Source organism: Nonomuraea corallina (assembly GCF_027620315.1).
GTDB lineage: Bacteria > Actinomycetota > Actinomycetes > Streptosporangiales > Streptosporangiaceae > Nonomuraea > Nonomuraea corallina.
Genome location: NZ_JAPNNL010000023.1, coordinates 21,666 through 39,894, shown reverse-complemented (window position 1 = coordinate 39,894; position 18,229 = coordinate 21,666). Strand labels below are relative to the sequence as shown.

The 18,229-nt window shown below is 72.6% G+C and carries 18 protein-coding genes; 8 read left to right on the top strand and 10 right to left on the bottom strand.

The window, feature by feature from the left end; translation table 11 throughout:
• Positions 1-126: 126 nt before the first annotated feature.
• On the top strand, positions 127-1,662 hold the full coding sequence (locus OUY22_RS08900) for a M28 family metallopeptidase (protein ID WP_270154347.1): 1,536 nt from the start codon (positions 127-129) through the stop codon (positions 1,660-1,662).
• Here OUY22_RS08900 and OUY22_RS08895 read toward each other — a convergent pair.
• A complete protein-coding gene (locus OUY22_RS08895) occupies positions 1,659-2,111 on the bottom strand; it encodes an STAS domain-containing protein (protein WP_270154346.1) in 453 nt (150 codons plus the stop codon). The genes OUY22_RS08900 and OUY22_RS08895 overlap by 4 nt on opposite strands.
• 104 nt (positions 2,112-2,215) lie before the next feature.
• Here OUY22_RS08895 and OUY22_RS08890 point away from each other — a divergent pair, with 104 nt between their 5' ends.
• A complete protein-coding gene (locus OUY22_RS08890) occupies positions 2,216-2,545 on the top strand; it encodes a helix-turn-helix transcriptional regulator (RefSeq protein ID WP_270154345.1) in 330 nt (109 codons plus the stop codon).
• Here the strand turns inward: OUY22_RS08890 and OUY22_RS08885 are convergent, their stop codons facing one another.
• Positions 2,546-3,658: a PP2C family protein-serine/threonine phosphatase gene (locus tag OUY22_RS08885; protein ID WP_270154344.1), complete on the bottom strand. Its 1,113-nt coding sequence runs from the start codon at positions 3,656-3,658 to the stop codon at positions 2,546-2,548.
• Positions 3,659-3,845: 187 nt separating this feature from the next.
• Between OUY22_RS08885 and OUY22_RS08880 the strand changes: the two genes are divergently transcribed.
• Positions 3,846-5,972: a SpoIIE family protein phosphatase gene (locus OUY22_RS08880; RefSeq protein ID WP_270154343.1), complete on the top strand. Its 2,127-nt coding sequence runs from the start codon at positions 3,846-3,848 to the stop codon at positions 5,970-5,972.
• On the opposite strand, the gene OUY22_RS08875 is transcribed toward OUY22_RS08880, so the two are convergent.
• The gene (locus tag OUY22_RS08875; protein WP_270154342.1) at positions 5,961-6,491 is read right to left on the bottom strand and encodes a MarR family winged helix-turn-helix transcriptional regulator; all 531 of its coding nucleotides are present in this window, start codon (positions 6,489-6,491) and stop codon (positions 5,961-5,963) included. The two genes, OUY22_RS08880 and OUY22_RS08875, sit on opposite strands and share 12 nt — an antisense overlap.
• 78 nt (positions 6,492-6,569) lie before the next feature.
• Here OUY22_RS08875 and OUY22_RS08870 point away from each other — a divergent pair, with 78 nt between their 5' ends.
• Positions 6,570-8,810 (top strand): LLM class flavin-dependent oxidoreductase, encoded by a 2,241-nt coding sequence (locus OUY22_RS08870; protein ID WP_270154341.1) that lies wholly within the window; start codon positions 6,570-6,572, stop codon positions 8,808-8,810.
• Position 8,811: 1 nt separating this feature from the next.
• Here the strand turns inward: OUY22_RS08870 and OUY22_RS08865 are convergent, their stop codons facing one another.
• From OUY22_RS08865 to OUY22_RS08835, 7 genes are all read right to left on the bottom strand, one after another.
• Positions 8,812-9,999, bottom strand: a complete 1,188-nt coding sequence (locus tag OUY22_RS08865) for a cytochrome P450 (RefSeq protein ID WP_270154340.1) — start codon at positions 9,997-9,999, stop codon at positions 8,812-8,814.
• A 185-nt stretch (positions 10,000-10,184) separates the two neighbouring features.
• A complete protein-coding gene (locus OUY22_RS08860) occupies positions 10,185-11,075 on the bottom strand; it encodes a diacylglycerol/lipid kinase family protein (RefSeq protein WP_270154339.1) in 891 nt (296 codons plus the stop codon).
• Between the two features lie 40 nt (positions 11,076-11,115).
• Positions 11,116-12,912, bottom strand: a complete 1,797-nt coding sequence (locus tag OUY22_RS08855) for a serine/threonine-protein kinase (RefSeq protein ID WP_270154338.1) — start codon at positions 12,910-12,912, stop codon at positions 11,116-11,118.
• Between the two features lie 134 nt (positions 12,913-13,046).
• Positions 13,047-13,304, bottom strand: a complete 258-nt coding sequence (locus OUY22_RS08850) for a hypothetical protein (protein ID WP_270154337.1) — start codon at positions 13,302-13,304, stop codon at positions 13,047-13,049.
• A 91-nt stretch (positions 13,305-13,395) separates the two neighbouring features.
• Entirely contained in the window at positions 13,396-13,857 is a 462-nt protein-coding gene (locus OUY22_RS08845; protein WP_270154336.1) for a TspO/MBR family protein, read from the bottom strand.
• Positions 13,858-14,005: 148 nt separating this feature from the next.
• The gene (locus OUY22_RS08840; RefSeq protein ID WP_270154335.1) at positions 14,006-14,221 is read right to left on the bottom strand and encodes a DUF397 domain-containing protein; all 216 of its coding nucleotides are present in this window, start codon (positions 14,219-14,221) and stop codon (positions 14,006-14,008) included.
• Between the two features lie 127 nt (positions 14,222-14,348).
• Positions 14,349-15,008, bottom strand: coding sequence for a DUF6292 family protein (locus OUY22_RS08835; protein ID WP_270154334.1), 660 nt, complete (start codon positions 15,006-15,008; stop codon positions 14,349-14,351).
• A 232-nt stretch (positions 15,009-15,240) separates the two neighbouring features.
• On the opposite strand from OUY22_RS08835, the gene OUY22_RS08830 reads away from it, so the two are divergent.
• From OUY22_RS08830 to OUY22_RS08815, 4 genes are all read left to right on the top strand, one after another.
• On the top strand, positions 15,241-16,119 hold the full coding sequence (locus OUY22_RS08830) for a helix-turn-helix domain-containing protein (protein WP_270154333.1): 879 nt from the start codon (positions 15,241-15,243) through the stop codon (positions 16,117-16,119).
• A gap of 209 nt (positions 16,120-16,328) precedes the next feature.
• The gene (locus tag OUY22_RS08825) at positions 16,329-17,087 is read left to right on the top strand and encodes a hypothetical protein (RefSeq protein ID WP_270154332.1); all 759 of its coding nucleotides are present in this window, start codon (positions 16,329-16,331) and stop codon (positions 17,085-17,087) included.
• Positions 17,084-17,479: a phage holin family protein gene (locus OUY22_RS08820; RefSeq protein ID WP_270154331.1), complete on the top strand. Its 396-nt coding sequence runs from the start codon at positions 17,084-17,086 to the stop codon at positions 17,477-17,479. The genes OUY22_RS08825 and OUY22_RS08820 overlap by 4 nt, the downstream gene beginning before the upstream one ends.
• On the top strand, positions 17,455-18,111 hold the full coding sequence (locus tag OUY22_RS08815) for a DUF3618 domain-containing protein (protein ID WP_270154330.1): 657 nt from the start codon (positions 17,455-17,457) through the stop codon (positions 18,109-18,111). The genes OUY22_RS08820 and OUY22_RS08815 overlap by 25 nt, the downstream gene beginning before the upstream one ends.
• Positions 18,112-18,229: the final 118 nt, after the last annotated feature.

Sequence of the window (18,229 nt, the reverse complement as noted above, 5' to 3'; positions counted from 1 at the left end):
GTCCGTTCTGACTCCGTGATGGAACAGATGCTTCTCCATCTCTTCCATGACGGCCTAAATTCTCAATAAATTCGGGGAACGCGCGATTTTGATCCGGGTCATCCCCCCTTGTTCCAAGGAGCAATCATGCGTTCCCGCCTGCGTACGTGCGTGGCCGGCGTGGTCGCCGCCGCAGTGGCGCTCTCCACGGTCGCCGCCGCCGGACCGGCCCAAGCCCATCCCCGCAACGACAACGTTCGTAAGATCGTCAAGGCTGTCTCAGGCAAGAACGTCAAGAACCACCTGCGGGTGTTCCAGGCGATCGCCGACCGCTTCGACGGCACCCGCGTGTCGGGCACCAGAGGCTACGACGCCTCGCGCGACTACGTGTCCCTGCTGCTGCGCCTGGCCGGGTACAAGGTCACGGTCCAGCCGTTCGAGTTCCTCTTCGAGGGCTACCGGACGCCGCCCCTGCTCAAGCGCACCGCGCCGCAGGAGGAGACCTACCGCTACGGGTTCTTCAGCGACTACATCGCCATGGGCGACTCCCCGGCCGGCTCGGTCAGCGGACCGATCCAGCCGGTGGACCTGACGCTGCCGCCCGGCGAGCCCAACAGCTCCACCTCGGGCTGCGAGGCGAGCGACTTCGCGGGCTTCACCCCCGGCGGCATCGCGCTCATGCAGCGCGGCACGTGCAACTTCCGGGTCAAGGTGGAGAACGCGATCGCCGCGGGCGCGTCCGGCGCCATCGTGTTCAACGAGGGCCAGGAGGGCCGCACCGAGATCGACCTGAACCCGGTGCTCGGCGGTCCCGGCATCACCATCCCCTCGTTCTTCACCAGCTTCGCCGTCGGCGAGGAGCTCGCGGCCGCCGGCACGTCCGTCACGATGAACTGGGACCCGGTCTCCGAGATGCGGACCACGTACAACGTGATCGCGGAGAGCCGGAAGGGCGACCCGGGCAACGTCGTCATGCTCGGCGCGCACCTGGACAGCGTCCAGGAGGGTCCCGGCATCAACGACAACGGCTCGGGCAGCGCCGGCGTCCTGGAGGTCGCGCTCCAGATGGCCAAGCTGAAGCCGAAGAACAAGATGCGGTTCGCGTTCTGGGGGGCCGAGGAGTTCGGCCTGCTCGGCTCGGCGCACTACGTGGCCAACCTCCCCGAGGAGGAGCGGGCCAAGATCGCTCTTTACCTGAACTTCGACATGATCGCCTCGACGAACTACACCTTCGGCATCTACGACGGTGACGGCGACGCCTTCGGCACCGCCGGGCCTCCCGGATCCGACCAGATCGAGGCGGACTTCGAGAAGTACTTCGCCGACCGCGGCGAGCCGTTCACCGCGACGGCCTTCACCGGCCGGTCGGACTACGGGCCGTTCATCGAGGTCGGCATCCCGTCCGGTGGCCTGTTCACCGGCGCCGAGGTGCTCAAGACCCCCGAGGAGGCCGCGATCTTCGGCGGCACGGCGGGCGTCCCGCTCGACCCGTGCTACCACCAGGCCTGCGACACGATCAAGAACATCAGTGACAAGGCGCTGGACGTGAACGCGGACGCGATCGCCACCCTGGCGGCCACGTACGCCTTCGACACCGGCGGCATCGGCGGCGCGGGGACGGCGGCGAGCCAGGCGCGCGGTCAGGCCGCGCACCGGCACGGCCCCGCGGAGTCGCTGAACTAGGCGATCCCCCGCCCCTTTACGCGGCGCCCGCTCCCTCCGGGGGCGGGCGTCCGGCTGTCCGCTCGGTCGAGCGGGGGCAGGTCGAGCAGGTCCATCAGGCGGCGCATCTGGGCCGGGACGTCGCGGAGGACGGCGGCGGCGTCCTCGGTGAAGTCGAGCAGCGCGCGCAGCCCCGCGACGTCGATGAAGCGCACGCCGCCGACGTCCACGATCAGGCGATCCCCGAGGGGCCGCGCCCGTCTCAGCGCCCGTCTCAGCGCGGACAGCGCCCGTGTGCGGTTGGTGACGTCGAGGTCGCCCTCCAACCGGACCAGGGCCCACCCCGGCGTCACCGTGCGGGTGACGCGGAGCATGCCGTCGGCGTACAACTGCTCTTCGGCACGCGGCTCTTCGGCACGCGGCTCTTCGGACAACGGCACCTGGGTGTGCCGGACGTTGCTCATCACCATCGTGACTCCCCGCGACGCGACCTCCGCGTCACACCATACCGGAAGAAGTTTTCGGTATAAAATGTTCCGGTGAACAAAGATGGGCCCAGGAGGGTGGCGATGGGATGAGCGATGTCGTCGACCGAAAGTCCGGGTGGACGTTCCTGACCAACCACGCGCGCGTGCTGATCGCCGTGGCCACCGATCCGCAGACGCGGCTCCGCGACATCGCCGCGACGATCGGCATCACCGAACGAGCCGCTCAGGGGATCGTCTCCGACCTGGAGGAAGCCGGCTATCTGGAGCGGATCCGGATCGGGCGCCGCAACCACTACCAGATCGACCCGAGCGCCGAGCTGCGCCACCACACCGAGGCCGGCATCCCGGTCCAGGCGCTGATCGACATGTTCCGGCACCGCGACCTGGGCGCCGACCGGGCCGGCGACCCCGGCTGATCAGCGCCATCCCGAGCCGGTCCGGCGCAGCGTGAGGACCGCCAGGTCGTCGCCGAAGTCGGCGCGGGTGAAGGCGTGCAGGTCCGACAGCAGCGCGTCGGCCAGGCCCTGGGGAGGATGCCTGGCCCAGGCGCGCAGCCGGGCCTCCAGCGGGTAGAAGACGCCGTCAGGGGCGCGCGCCTCGGTGACGCCGTCCGTGCAGAGCAGCATCTTGGCCTTCCGGGGGAACAGGAAGCGCGCCGACGCGCGCGGCCTGCTCCCCCGCCTGGCCAGTCCGCTCAGGCCGAGCGGGAGCTCCGGCTCGCCGAGATCGGCCTGCCACGCCCGGGAGTCGGCGATCAGGTACGGCGGGATGTGCCCGCAGTTGACCGCCTCCGCCTCCGGCCGGTCGTCGATGTGCAGGACGAGGGCGGTGACGAACCGCTCCGGCTCGCCCGCGCGCCGCTCGCCCTCGTTGTACCTGGCCACCGCGGTCTCCAGGGCCTCCACCACGCCGATCAGGCTCTCCTCGCGATGGGCCGCCTCCCGGAACGCGCCCAGCAGCGCGATGGCCGCCCCGATCGCGTGCAGGCCCTTGCCCTGCACATCGGCGATCATCACCCGGGTGCCGTGATCGGTGTCGGCGACCTCGTACATGTCGCCGCCGACCGTGGAGTCCTCCTCCACCGGCTCGTAGGCCCCGTCGACCACCACGTGGGGGGTGCGCAGCGGCAGCGGGCGGACGAGCTGCCGCTGCAGCGCCGCACCGGCCGAGCGCAGCCGGTGGACCTCCTGGTCGCGGGTGATCCGGTAACGGCAGCCGACCACGCTCCCCACGCCGAACAGGGCCGCGAAGACCACCGCGCTCACGTCGAGGCCGGCGCCCTCGCCCGCGGGGTACAGCGCCGCGCCCATCACCACGACCACCCACACCGACGCGACGGTGGTCTGCGCGACGCTGCCGATCCCGGAGATGATCGCGGGCAGGAAGATGAGCAGCGGCGCCAGCCGGTCGACGGCCCCGAGCAGCAGGCCGAGCCCGAGCACCGCCACGGTGACGACGATCAGCATGGCCGAGAACATCCACTGCGTCAGGTGGTTCCTCTCGCGCCGCGGCCGCAGCGAACGTCTCACGCCTCCCCCGATACCCCTAGCGCTCACCTGCCCCTTACCCCTCGTCCGGTCACGAAAGCATCGCGTGACGACCACGGTTGTCGCTGTCAGGAAATTTCAGGTTTGACTGCGGATATATAGGTGCATCCTGCCTGTATGGGGGATTTCTGGGGATTTATGGCTATCGGGGCCGGGAAGGGCTAGCGACGTGCGGCGAGAGCCCCAGGCCGCCGCGGGCCCCGGCCGGGACGCGCGGCACCTCCATGGCCTCCTGCTGGACGCCGTCGACGCGAGCGGGGCGCACATCGGCGCCCTCTACCTGCTCGGCGAGGACGGCCAGGTGCTGTTCATGGAAGCCGAGCACGGATTCCCCGCCGCGATCGCCCGAGCCTGGTCCAGGGTCCGCCTCAGCGGGCCGGTCCCGGTCGCGGTGGCGGTGCGCGAACGCCGCCTGGTCTGGCTTGCCGACCAGGAGGACCTGGCCCGCAGCTTCCCCGGCGCCGCACTGGCGCTGCCGTACCACTTCGCGCTGGCCGCGGCGCCCGTCCACACCGGCGACGCCGACTGGGGCGGCCTGCTGCTGGCGTGGCCGTCGGGCCAGGCGGAGCTCACCGAGGAACAGCGGCGGGTGATCGAGGAGACGTGCCGCGAGATGGGCACGGTGCTGCGCGAGGCCGCGCTGATCGGGCAGCCGGTGCAGGCGCGGGCCCGGCCGCGCGTCGTCTCCCGCGCTCGGGGGCGGCACCTCGACCCCGATGCCGGCCTGGCCGCCCTGGACTGCCTCAACGGGCTGCCGGAAGGCTATCTGGCGCTGGACCTGGAGGGCCGGATCACCTTCCTCACCGCACCGGCCGCCGAACTGCTCGGCGAGTCGCCGTCCCGCCTGCTCGGCGAGCGCCCCTGGGAGGTGCTGCCGTGGCTGAAAACCCCCCAGTACGAGGACCGCTACCGGGCGGCGGTGATCAGCCAGGAGCCCGCCTCCTTCACCGCCCGGCGTCCCGGCGGGCAGCAGTGGCTGGCCTTCCAGCTCTACCCGGCTCCGCTCGGCCTCAGCGTCCGGATCACGCCCAGCACCATGGCGCGCGACCCCGGCCATCTCATGCCCGACCCGATGCCGCCCGGCGGGGTGACGGCGGACGCCACCACCCTGTACGGCATGCTGCAGCTGGCCACCACACTCAGCCAGGCGGCCACCGTGCAGGAGGTCGTCGACCAGGTGGCCGACCACGTGCTGCCCTTCTTCAACGCGCAGTCCCTGTCCATCGTCACCATGGAGAGCGGCCGCATGATCCTGCTCGGCAGCCACGGCACGGTCCAGGCGAGCATCGAGCAGTTCAACGAGTGGTCGATGTCCGAGCCCGACGCCCCCAGCGCCCCCGGCGCCCCGGCCGGGCCGGTGTTCTACGCCACCCCCAGAGAGCTGCGCGAGATCTATCCCCCGTCGGCCGACGACGGCATCGCGGCCTGCGCGGTGCTGCCGCTCAACACGCCGGTACGGACGCTCGGCACGCTCGTGATCGGCTACGAGCGCCCGCACCACTTCACCGCCGACGAGCGCGCCACCCTCACCTCGCTCGCCGGGCTGGTCGCGCAGGCGCTGGAACGGGCCACGCTCTACGACACCAAGCACCAGCTCGCGCAGAGCCTCCAGGCCAGCCTGCTCCCCCACCGACTGCCACGGGTCGACGGGCTGGAGATGGCGTCCCGTTACGTGACCGCCACCCGCGGCATGGACATCGGCGGCGACTTCTACGACCTGATCCGGCTCGGCGACACCTGCGCGGCCGCGGTCATCGGCGACGTGCAGGGCCACGACCCGACGGCGGCGGCGCTGATGGGGCAGGTGCGCACCGCGATCCACGCCTACGCCGCCTCGGGGGCCGACCCCGGCCAGGTGCTCACGCACGCCAACCGGCTGCTCATCGACCTGACGCCGAACCGGTTCACCAGCTGCCTCTACGTCAACCTCGACCTGAGCCGGGAGCTGCTGGACGTGGCCAGCGCCGGGCACCTCCCCGCACTGCTGCACCACGACGGGGACGTCCGGCTGATCGAGCCGCCGCCGGGGCTCCTGCTGGGCATCGACCCGGACGCCGCGTACGAGGCGGCGCGGATGGCGCTGCCCCCTGGCGGCATGCTCGTGCTCTACACCGACGGGCTGGTCGAGGCGCCCGGCGTGACGCTCGACGACGGCATCGAGGACCTGTGCCGGCGGCTGGGCCGCTTCGCCCGGCGGCCGCTGCAGGAGATCGCGGACGCCCTGCTGGAGCAGGCCCAGAGCGCCGGCCAGCGCGACGACGACATCGCCCTGCTGCTGCTGCGCTCAGCGGGGTGACGGCCCCGGGTCTTCGGAAGCCTCGGGGAAGGCCTCGGCGCGGGCGGCGCGGCAGGACGGGTCCTCTTCCGCGACCCGTTCCAGCCGGGCCGACAGCAGGGCCGCCGTCTCCGCCAGCTGGGCCAGCCGGTCGGGTCCGAGCGCTTCGAGCACGGTGCGGCGGACGGAGTGCTCGCGCACCAGCCGGGCCCGCGCGCCGGCCTCGCGTCCCTCGGGGGTGAGCGTGATGTCCCAGCCCCGGGCGTCCTCGGCGCACGACTCGCGCCCGAGCAGGCCGCGCCTGGCCATCCGGCCCACCTGGTGGGACAGCCGGCTCTTCTCCCACTGCAGCACCCAGCGCAGCTCCAGGGCCCGCATCCGCCCGCCGGGGGCGTCGAGCAGCGCGTCGAGGATCCGGTAGTCGGCCTCGGACAGCCCGGTGGCCCGGGCCAGCTCGCGGGACAGGTGGGCGGTCAGCTGGTCGTGCGCGGTGCTGTAGGCCCGCCACGCGGCCAGCTCGGAGGCGGTCGTGGCTGTCATGCCGCCAGCCTATGCCACCGAGGTTGACATGTCACCTAAGCTGATTAAGGTTGACATATCTACCTATTGGAGGATGCGATGCCCGACTACGGCCACGACCTGCGTTTCGGGTCGTTCATCACCCCGCAGGCCGCCCGGCCCGAGCGGGCCGTCGAGCTGGCACGGCTGAGCGAGGAGGCCGGCCTCGACCTGGTGACCTTCCAGGACCACCCGTACCAACCGGCCTTCCTGGACACCTGGACGCTGCTGACCTGGGTGGCGGCGCGCACGGAGCGGATCCACCTGTCGGGCAACGTGCTCAACCTGCCGCTGCGGCCGCCCGCCGTGCTGGCCCGATCGGTCGCGAGCCTGGACCTGCTGTCGGGCGGCCGGGTGGAGCTGGGCCTGGGCGCGGGCGCGTTCTGGGACGCGGTGGCGGCGATGGGCGGCCGGCGGCTGACCCCCGGGCAGGCGGTGGACGCGCTCAGCGAGGCCATCGACGTGATCCGCGGCGTGTGGGACGCCGGCGAGCGCCGCCCGCTCAAGGCCGGCGGCGCCTACCACCGGGTCGACGGCGCCAAGCGGGGTCCCGCGCCGGCCCACCACGTGCCGATCTGGCTCGGCGCGTACAAGCCGAGGATGCTGCGGCTCGTCGGCGAGAAGGCGGACGGCTGGCTGCCCAGCCTCGGCTACGCCACGCCGGAGGACATCACCGCGGGCAACAAGATCATCGATGAGGCGGCGGCCGGGGCGGGCCGCGACCCACGGGAGATCCGCCGCCTGCTCAACCTCATGGACGGGTTCGCCGGCGGCCCCGCCGGGGAGTGGGTGGAGCGGCTGCTGCCGCTGGTCGTCGAGGACGGGATCAGCACGTTCATCCTCGCCGGGGACGACCCCGGCGCCGTCGAGCGGCTCGGCCGGGAGCTGGCGCCCGCGCTGCGCGAGGCCGTCGCCGCCGAACGCGCCACCCGCGGCGCCGCCACCGGTCCCGCGCGACCGCCCCGGGCGCTCTCCCTGCGCCGTCCCGGCATCGACTACGACGCGCTGCCCGCCTCACTGGCGGACCGCGCCGTCGAGCCCGGCGACCGCGAGTACGAGCGCGTGCGCTCCACCTACGTGTGGCCCGGCTCCCCCGGCCTGGTGCTCCGCCCCGCCACGGCCGCGCAAGTGGCCGAGGCGGTGGCGTACGCGCGCGGCCAGGACGTGCCGCTGGCCGTGCGCAGCGGCGGCCACGGCATCAGCGGGCGGTCCACCAACGACGGCGGGATCGTCGTCGACGTCGGCGCGCTCGACACGGTCGAGGTGCTCGACCGCGGGCGCGGGCTGGTGCGCGTCGGCGCCGGCGCCCGCTGGGGCGACGTGGCGCAGGCCCTCACCCCGCACGGGCTGGCGATCAGCTCGGGCGACTACGGCGACGTCGGCGTGGGCGGGCTGGCCACGGCCGGCGGGCAGGGGTTCCTGGCCCGCTCCTACGGGCTCACGCTCGACCACGTGGTGGGCGCCGACGTGGTGCTGGCCGACGGCCGGACCGTGCGGGCGGACGCCGGGCACCACCCGGACCTGTTCTGGGGGCTGCGCGGCGCGGGCGGCAACCTGGGCGTCGTCACCTCGTTCGACATCGAGGCGGCCGAGCTGGCCGACGTGGTGTTCGCCGTGTTCGTGCACGACGCCTCCGACACTGCCGCGTACCTGGAGAGCTGGGGGCGCACGGTGGAGGCGAGCCCGCGCAGGCTGACCCCGTTCACCACGATCTTCCAGGGCGGCCCGGGTCAGGGCCCGCTCGCCCAGACGCTCGCCGTGTGGGCCGGCGACGACACCGATGAGGCGGTGGCGGCGCTGGAGCCGTTCCTGGAGGTGGCGCCGGTGCTGCGGCAGGAGGCGCGGCTCGCCCCGTACGCGGCGGTCGTCGCGCCGCACCGCAACCGGCACACCGGGCAGGCCGGCGGCCTGCACGGCCATTCCGCGCTGGTGGACCACCTCGACGCGGCCACCACGGGACGGCTCGCGCAGATGTTCGGCGACGGGCTGCTCGGCATGCTCCAGGTGCGCTCGGTCGGCGGCGCGGTCAACGACGTCGACCCCGCCGCCACCGCCTACGCCCACCGCACCCAGAACTTCTCGATCACCGGCGTGGTCCTCCCGGGCGCGGTGGAGCGCGCGGAGCGGGCGTGGGACGGGCTGAACGTGACGGCCGCCTACCTCAGCTTCGAGCCGCACTTCGACGACAAGCTGCTGACCCGGGTGTTCCCGCCGCCGACGCTGGAGCGCCTGCGGCGGGTCAAGGCCGCCTACGACCCGGGCAACGTCTTCCGGCACAACTTCCCGATCACCCCCGCCTGAGTCACCAGGCGACGTGCAGGGAGGTCAGCCCATAGACGATGTGCTGACCGCGGAAGACCGGGGCCGGCTCCGCCTCCCTGAGCGCGGGGAAGCGCTCCAGCAGCGCCGGGAGCGCGATGCGCAGCTCCATCCGGGCCAGCGGCGCGCCCAGGCAGTGATGGACGCCGTGCCCGAAGGCCAGATGGCCGGGCTCGCCCCTCGACAGGTCCAGGCGGCCGGGATCGTCCACCAGCTCCGGATCGTGGTTGCCGGCGGGCAGGGCGCACACCACCAGCTCGCCCGGCCCGATCCGCTGCCCGGCGATCTCGACCTCGGCGCCGGTCACCTTGAACGTGCCGGAGTGGACGATGCTCAGGAAGCGCAGCAGCTCCTCGACCGCGGCCTCCACCAGGCCCGGCTCCTCGCGCAGCAGGGCGAGCTGGCCGGGGTGGCGCAGCAGGGCGAGGGTGCCCAGCGCGAGCATGTTGGAGGTGGTCTCGTGCCCCGCGAGCAGCAGCAGCCCGCCGATGCCGATCAGCTCGTCGGTGGACAGGTCGTCGCCGTGCTCGCGCACCAGCGTGCCGATCAGCTCCTCGCCGGGGTCGGCCTGCTGACGGGCGACCAGCTCGGCCATGTACGCGCGCGACTCCAGTTGGAGCCGGACCGCCTCGTCGGGCGGGGTGCGCATGTCGAGCATGCGGCCGGTGCGCCGCTGGAAGTCCTCCCGATCCTCGTACGGGACCCCGAGAAGCTCGCAGATGACCAGCGACGGGACGGGCAGCGCGAACGCGCTCACCAGGTCGGCGGGCGGGCCGGCCGCCTCCATGGCGTCCAGGTGCTCGCCGACGATGCGGGCGACGCGCGGCTCCAGGCGGCGCATCCGGCGGACGGTGAACTCGGCCGCCAGGGCGCGGCGCACCCGGGTGTGGTCGGGCGGGTTCATCTGGAGCAGATTGCCGGCGCGCAGGACGGCGAGCTGCTCCTCGGTCAGCTCCGGCGCGCCCGGCAACTGCGCCAGGCCGCGCATGGCGATCGGGAAACGCTCGGCGTCGCCCAGCACCTCGCGGATGTCGGCGTGGCGGGTGACCATCCAGGCGTCGGCGCCGAACGGGGTGGCGACCCGGCTGACCCGCTCCGCGGCGGACAGCTCGGGCGCAGGGCCGAAACCGTTCCTGCGCATCCACATCGGCAGCTGTGGCGACTCGCTCACTCGTCCCCCTGAGGGTGAGAACCGTCAGGTCTCCACTGTGAGCGATGCCGCGCCGACCCGCCAGGGGGCTCAGGAGTCCTGCGGGACGACCACGCGGCTCAGGAGTCCTGCGGGACGACCACGCGGCTCAGGAGTCCTGCGGGACGACCACGCGGCTCAGGAGTCCTGCGGGACGACCACGCGGCTCAGGAGTCCTGCGGAACGATCACCCGCCAGGCGGCGCGGCGGACCGTCCAGGCGCGGCGGGTCGCCGGGGGGAAGAGCTCGCCGTCGGCGTTGGCCGGGACCGGCTCGCCCTCCACGGTGACGTCCCGGCCCCTGACCGTCACCACGTCGGCGCGCTCCGGATGCCTGCCGCGACGCAGCAGAACACCGAAGGACAGCCGGGCCAGCGGCGAGACCGCGTACGAGATCACCACATCGGCCAGGCCGTCGTCGGGGCGGGCGTGCGGCGCGAGCGGGGTGCCGCCGCCGATCGAGACGCCGTTGCCGATCCCCACCATGAGCACCCGCCGCCGCCCGTCCGTGACCGGCTCGCCGTCCACCTTCACCCGCAGCCGCCACCCCTTGCTGCGCACCCCCGCCACCAGCGCGCCCACCGCGTACGCGGCCCGGCGCAGCAGCGGCTTGAGGGCGACCGCGTGCTCGGAGGCGTGCGCGCCGACGCCGACGTGCACGGCGTTCACCACGATGCCGCCCTCGTCGTCGACCAGCAGGTCCAGCGTCCGCTCCCGGCCACCGTCCAGCGCGCGGGCCGCCTCCCGCGGGTCGAGCGGGATGCCCAGGGCGCGCGCCAGGTCGTTGCCGGTGCCCAGCGGCACCAGCCCGATCGGGCGCTCGGCCAGCTCTCCCCTGGCCAGCAGCGCCGCCACCACCGCGTGAACGGTCCCGTCGCCGCCCAGCACGACAGGGACGCGTGCGGGATGGTCGGCCAGGGCGCGTTCGATGTCGCCAGGCCGCTCGACGTCGAAGGTCGCCACGTCCCCCGACAACTCCTCCAGCACCGTCGCGCGCGCCGTCTCGTCGACCCCGCCTGCCGCCGCGTTGCCGATCACCAGGAACCCGTGCTCCGCCATGGCCGATGAGGTGCCCGGGTACGCCGGGATCTAACCGTTCCTAGCCTCCGGCTGGGTACTTCGCGAGCACCTTGCCCGTCGGATCGGCCGCCAGGTAGCCCGTCGCGTGGTATTCGTCGGAGACGTAGACCCGGATCGAGCCGTTCTCGTAGAAGGCGGCGTCGACGATGACGTAGCGGGTCGTGGGCTTCTTGATGCCGAGCTCCTTGTCGGCCCTGCGGATCAGGCCGGGGAGCGCGTTCCAGTTGTAGGCCCGCAGGTTCACGGTGGGGTTGGTGACGGGACCGCCGGGGCCGTCCTTGGTGGCCACGCCGCCCCGGTAGGTGTAGCGGTCGTAGACCGCCTTGCGGCCCTTGACCGGGGCCCCGGCGATCGCGTACGTCGGATAGACGACCAGCTCGACGACCTCCGTGCCCCCCATGACCGTCCGCAGGTCGGCGACCAGGCGGCGCATCCCCGCCGGGGTGAGCAGGTCGGCTGGCTCCTCCGGCGGCCCCTGAGTCTCCTCCGTGGCCGCCTCCCGGGTCTTCTCCGGGGTCGTCTCCGGGGGCCTCCCGGAGGCGGGCGGCGCGCTCGTCCGGTCGCCCGCGGACGGGGCTGCGGTGACGCCGCCGCGCTGGAACCCCGGCAGCGCCCACACCACGGCCGCCGCGACCACGACCGCCGCCACGCCGAGGACGATCGACGTCGTCACTCCCCTGCGGCGGCCCGATCTGCGGCCGTGCGGCGGCAGGGTGCTCCAGGACGCCCCCTGCGGGCCTGACGGCTGCCCGCCGCCCGGCCCGTACGCGGGAGAACCGGCGTACGCGGGCCCGCCGTGAGACCCCGGGTACGACCCGGCCGACCCGGACGGCGGGCCTTGCCCCGGCAGGCCATGCGGACCGGACGAGAACGGGCCGTGAAGCGGCGGGCCGGCGTGGGACGAGCCCGCATGGGACGGGCCGGGATGGGACGGACCCGCATGAGACGGGCCGTGGAGCGGGTGGGGGCCGGAGTAGGGCGGCGGCCCCGGGTCCTGGGCCGCGGCGGTGAGCATGCGGTCCAGCGTGCCGGGGTCCGGTCTGGCCGCCGGGTCGCGGTTGAGCAGCGCGAACAGCACCGGCGCCAGCGCGCCCGCCCGCTCCGGCGGCGGCGCCTCCTGGTTGAGCACCGCCGCCAGGGTGGCCAGCGGCGTGGCCCGCCGCAGCGGGTGACGGCCCTCCACGGCCACGTACAGGAGCATGCCGAGCGACCACAGGTCGGAGGCCGGATCGCCCTCGTGGCCGTTGATGCGCTCGGGCGCCATGTACTCGGGCGAGCCGATGAACGAGCCGGTCGCCGTCAGTCCCGGCGACTCCTGGACGGCGGCGATGCCGAAGTCGGTGAGCACCCAGCGCCCGTCCGGGCGTAACAGGACGTTGCCGGGCTTGACGTCACGGTGCAGGATGCCGACGGCGTGCGCGGCGCGTAACGCGGACAGCACCTCCCGCCCCAGCCGGGCCGCCTCGGCCGGGGACAGCGGCCCGTCGGACAGCCGGTCCTGGAGGGTCCCCCCGGTCACCAGCTCCATGACCAGCCAGGGGAAGGCGTCCTCGCCGGTGTCGACGATGTGGTGGATGGTGACGACGTGCGGGTGGTTGAGCCGGGCCAGGGCCCGCGCCTCGCGCAGCACCCTGGCGCGCAGCTCACGGGCCTGGGCGGGGTCGTGCTCCCCCAGGGCGGGATCGGGCGGCCGCACCTCCTTGAGCGCGACCTCCCGGTGCAGCGCCTGGTCCCACGCCCGCCACACCAGTCCCATGCCGCCGCCGCCGAGCCGGGCCACGAGCTCGAAGCGGCCGTCGATCACCCGGTTCGCCATGCGCAGCAGCGTAGGGCCTCGGCGGGCGCGGCACCGCGCACCCGGCACGTGACCTGTCGCTCTGACGGCCCGGCAGGCGGGTGTCAGGATCGTCCCGGCCGTCCCGCCGGGGCGGCCGGGCTCCGGCGGGCGGGTTACGGCTCGACGGCCGTGGTGCTGGGTCGCCGCTCCGGGGTGGCGGACCGGCCGCCGACGCACACCGAGGCGGTGCCGGACGACCGCTCGACGATTCTCCTGATGCCCAGTTCGTCGAGCATCGGCCAGTTCGGCGACCAGCCCGGACCGACGTGGCGCTTGACGCAGCGCTCGTCCTCGGCGGTCGCCGGGCCGCCTGCCAGCAGCACGCCGGCGGTGGCGGCGGTGATGACTGCGATCATGGTGCGCTTGCGCATGGATCCCCCCTGCGAACGGTGATCTGATCATCCGACTGGATCAGTACCCTGCGTGAGGGATCGACTACGTAAGGGTTGGGCCCGTTGGCCTTTACTCGGGGTTCCTGCGGACGAGCTCCGCGTTCAGCACCGTGGCGAAGGCCGTCCACGACGCGTACGGGACCAGGAGCAGCCCCGCGGTGCGGTCGGCGCGCAGGGCCTTGCGCACGAGCAGCAGGTTGGCGGCGTTGAGCGCGAAGATCTCGGCGAGCGCCAGCCGGGGCGAGCGGCGGCCGAAGAAGAGCGCCGGCCAGGCGGCGTTCAGCGCCAGGTTGGCCGCCAGCGTGCGGCCGAGCGCGCCGCGCCCGTCACCCGCCCGGTCCAGCGCGCGGGCGCCGCCGTAGGCGATGAGCGCGTACAGCGGGTTCCACACCAGAGGGAAGGCGACCGGCGGCGGCTGCCATGAGGGCTTGTCGAGTTTTTGGAACCAGGGCATCCCGGATCGGGTGGCGGCGGCGCCCAGAGCGGCCGCCGCGGCGGTGCCGAGCGTCGTGGCCAGCAGTGTCTTCTTCATGCCCCCTGCCCTGCCCTCTCCGCGCGTCCGCTCACCCCGGGCGTGACACGCGGAAGGGGGCGGTCCTGTCCGCGTGAGCTGGACCAGGAGCGCGACGCGACCGCCGATCACCCGGCCCGCGACGCGCTCCTGGGACGACCGGCGCGGGTCAGTGGTCTCCGCGTTTGATGGCGGCCAGGAAGAGCCCGTAGCTCTCGGGCTCCAGGACGAGGGGCGGAGCCGTCAGGTCCTTGCTGTCCCGGATGGCCACCCGGCCGTCGGCCAGCCCTGCCACCTCGACGCAGTTCTTGTCCGTACCGCAGGCGCGCTTCCAGATCTCGCTGCCGGTCAGCCCGGCGTGCGGCATCCCGCCCCTATGTATCATTTGTCCGCCTTGTGACTCTCTAGCTAGATCGACCTAGCGTTCAGGTAAGTCACATGATCACATGATCACGCCCGGGATCGGGCGGCATTCGCCGGTTCGCTGTTGCCCGATGTGGAAATTTTAGGCTTCAGTGGCCGCTCCATGAGGGGAGGCAACTCGGGTCGTCCGGAGGGAGATGGCCTCGGAGGAGGTCGTCAAAGCCGTCGTCGACGTCCCGATAGCAGCGGTAGGAGGGAGGGTAGCCGCCCCAGAACGTCTGGGACGCCTGCCACGGCCACCTCCGCCGCAGGTGCCGCCTGAGCAGCGTGACGACGGTGTCGGCCACCTCGGCGGGATCGGGCAGCACGGCTCCGCAGATGTACTCCTGGCGGCGGAGCAGGGTGGGGCATCGTTCGTCACCCTGGACGAACACTCCCAGACGCCAGCCGCTCTCCTCGTCCCAGGCGAGAGCGAACTCCGTGGCGCCGTTCGAGGCGGTCTCAGCCAGCAGGATGGTCGCGGATCGCGGCACGAACTCGCTGATCCAGTGGGCGCTGAGCTGGACCTCTCGCCGTATCAGGGCCAGGTAGACGTCGTGCAGGTACCCCAGTTGCAGTCGGTGCCATGGCACCGGCCATGGGCCGCGGGAGCTCATCACCAGGGCCCCCTGGGCTACAAGGCGGTGCGCCGTGACCGCCCGGCGCTGTGTCCGGCCGGTCGTGAGGTAACAGAAACCATCGGACGTGACGGCCTCCTTCTCCGGGGACCGGCCGGGGTGGTGGCCGATCGCGAGGTGGTGAACAGGCACATGCGCACGGTGTCGCCGTTGGCCTCGTGCCTCGCACCCTGCCCAGGGTCAGTCGGAGACTTGTGATCGAAGAGCCAGGTGTGGCCGAGCGAGGATCACCTTCTCCTCCTCTTATTACGGTGACAGAGAGAAGGTTTTCGTGCAATATTTCCTGAAAGGGTTACTTCTCTGCCTCCCCTCAAGGGACTAATAGCAACAAAGCGGGGTATATCAAGAGATTGGCGCCAGTGGAGTGAACGACCGCAAGCCGACACCTGTCCCCCGCTTGATGATGGCCGCCGAGCTCCGCAGACTCCGCGATCGGGCCGGCATGACCGGCGACGACGTGAAGGAACGACTCGGCTGGTCCACCGCCAAGCTGAGCAAGATAGAGAACGCCCGCATCGGCATTTCCCCGACCGACGCGGAAGCCCTTCTCGATCTGTACGATCCCGGCCTCTCCCCCGACCACCGGCGGCGACTGCTTGCGCTGACGGCCCATGATCGGCCACGAGGCTGGTGGCGGGCGTACGCGGGGTCATCTCCCCAGGAGGGTTTCGCCGCTTTCCTCGACATCGAGGCGGTGGCCAGGGCGGCGTGTCTCTGGGAAGCCGACGTGGTGCCGGGTCTGTTGCAGACCGAGGCCTACGCGCGCGAACTCATCCAGAACTGGCAATTGATCGACACCGCGCTCACCCCCGAGCAGATCGAGTATCGCATCGCCATCCGGATGAAACGTCAGCAGCTCCTCGAAGCGCCTTCACCCCTGCACCTGCATATCGTCCTGGACGAGTCCGTACTGATGAGGCACTTCGGATCACCAGCCATCATGCGCGCACAGCTCCGGAAGCTCCTCGAGATTCTGGATATGCCGAACGTCCACATGCAGCTGAGCCTTCTCGGCAGGCCGCGGCAGATCGCCGAGTCTTCCTTCACCCTGCTGATGCTCTCGGAGCCTGGCGACGATGCCGGGCAACGGCTGGTCTGGATGGACATGGGCCGTGACGGGGTGCTCTATCTGGACCAGGCGGCCACGCACCAGTACGGCCTGATCTTCAATCAGCTCGCCCGGCAGAGTATCGACGACATAGCCCTCATACGGGACACGATCGTCTCGCACCTGCCGCCCTGATGCCCGGCCGGGCGGTGTCGCCGCCTACCCGCCCGCCGACACTCTTTCGGGATCGTACGGGCTCGCCCAGGAGTACGGCCCGCGTCGGTCCAGGAGCCGGTCGGTGAAAGCCCGTTGTCTTTGGGCGTTGTTTGCCCGTCTTTGAATAGGGCTTGGGACGGAGGGTAGCGGCAGGCGCTCTGGACGACACGAGCCCTTGGAGGGCATCGATGACCGAGTATCCAGCCGGAACCTCCCCCCAGCCGCCCCGCGTACAGCAGGAGGGGACGTTCCAGCAAGGCAAGGAGGCGGCCCGTGAGGTGGCCGCGACGGCGCGGGAGCAGACGGGGGTCGTCGCTGGAGAGGCCCGCGAGCAGACTCGCCAGGCCGTCGAGCAGATCCGTGAACAGGCCAGGGCGCAGGCCAGGCACCAGAGTGAGCGGGCCGCGCAGGGCATCCGCCAGTGGGCGGACGAGCTGGCCGCGATGAACGACGGCGCCAAGCCGGACTCGCAGGTGGCCGGGGTGGTGCGGCAGGTCGCCGACGGGGGACGGCGAGCGGCCGACTACCTGGAGCAGCACGGCCTCGCCGGGGTGGTGAGCGAGGTGCAGGACTTCGCCCGGCGCAAGCCGGCGGTGTTCCTGGCCGGGGCGCTGGCCGCCGGGTTCCTGGTGGGCCGGATCGCCAAGGCCACCAGCGGCCCGCAGCAGGACGAGCGGCGGTCCCCGGAGCCGGCGCCGAACGCGTTCACCGGCGGCACGTACCCCGCGGGGCCCACCCCGTACGCCGAGCCGGGCTCCACGACCTACACCGAGACCGGCTCCGCGCCGTACGCCGCGCCGGGCTCCGCGCCCTACACCGAGCCGGGCGCTCCCGGGACCGGGCCGTACGGCGAGCCTGACCTGGAGGGCAGCGGGGATCCGACCCGGCCGGTACCCCCTCCCGGCACCGCGACCCCGCCCCCCGGCAGGGCCGGTGACCTGCCATGACCACCCCCGACCAGGAACAGCAGTCGCTCGGCCAGCTCGTCGCCGAAATAGGCGAGGACGTCTCCAAACTGTTCCGCCAGGAAGTGGAGCTGGCCAAGGCGGAGATCCGCCAGGAGGCGGTCAAGGCCGGCAAGGCCGCGGGGATGCTCGGCGGCGCCGGGTTCGCCGGCTACATGGTGGCCGTGCTGCTGACGCTGGCCGTGATGTTCGGCCTGGGCAACGTCATGGACCTGGGCTGGGCGGCGCTGATCGTCGCGGCGATCTGGGCGGCGGCCGGGGCGGCGCTGTTCGTGTCCGGACGCGCCCGGCTGCGCCGGGTGAACCCGAAGCCGGAGCAGACCATCGAAACCCTCAAGGAGGACGCGGCATGGGCACGCGACCTGAGGAAGTGAGAAGCCAGATCGCCGTCACCCGGGCCGAGCTCGCCGCCGACGTCGACCGGCTGGCGGACCGTACCAGCCCGAAGCGGATCGTGCGACGCCGGACCGACCGCGCGCGCGACGCAGCGCGTACGACATGGGAGCGCATCATGGGAACCTCGTCCCGCACCACCGACCAGATCCGCCACGGCGCGGCGCAGACGGCGGGCACCGTCTCGCACGGCGCGCACCAGGCGGGCGAGGCCGTCAGGGAAGGCGCGGAGCAGGCCGCGGGCGCGGTCCGCCAGGGGGCCGAGCACGCGGCGGGCGCCGTGCGGGCGGCTCCCGAGCAGGCGATGCGCGGCACGCAGGGCAACCCGCTGGCCGCCGGCCTGATCGCGTTCGGCGTCGGGCTGCTGGCGGCCGCGCTCATCCCCCGCACCGAGGCGGAGCAGCGGGCCGGTGAGCAGCTCAGGGAGCAGGCCGGAGACCTGGTGGAGCCGATCAAGGAGAGCGTGCGCGAGTCGGCCGCGAGCCTCGGCCATGACGTCAAGGACGTCGCCGGGCAGGCGGCCCAGCAGGTGCGCGAGTCGGCCTCGGAGGCGGCCAGGACGACCACGGACCACGCCGGCGACCAGGTCCGGCACGTGAGCGACCGCCACTGACCCCAGCGGAGGGCTCCCCACCGGGCGCCCTCCGCTCCCACCCCGTCCCCGGGAACGGAACGGGAACGGCCCTCCGTAGCGCGGGGTTGAAAGTTACATCCCCTTTCTGGCGGTCCGC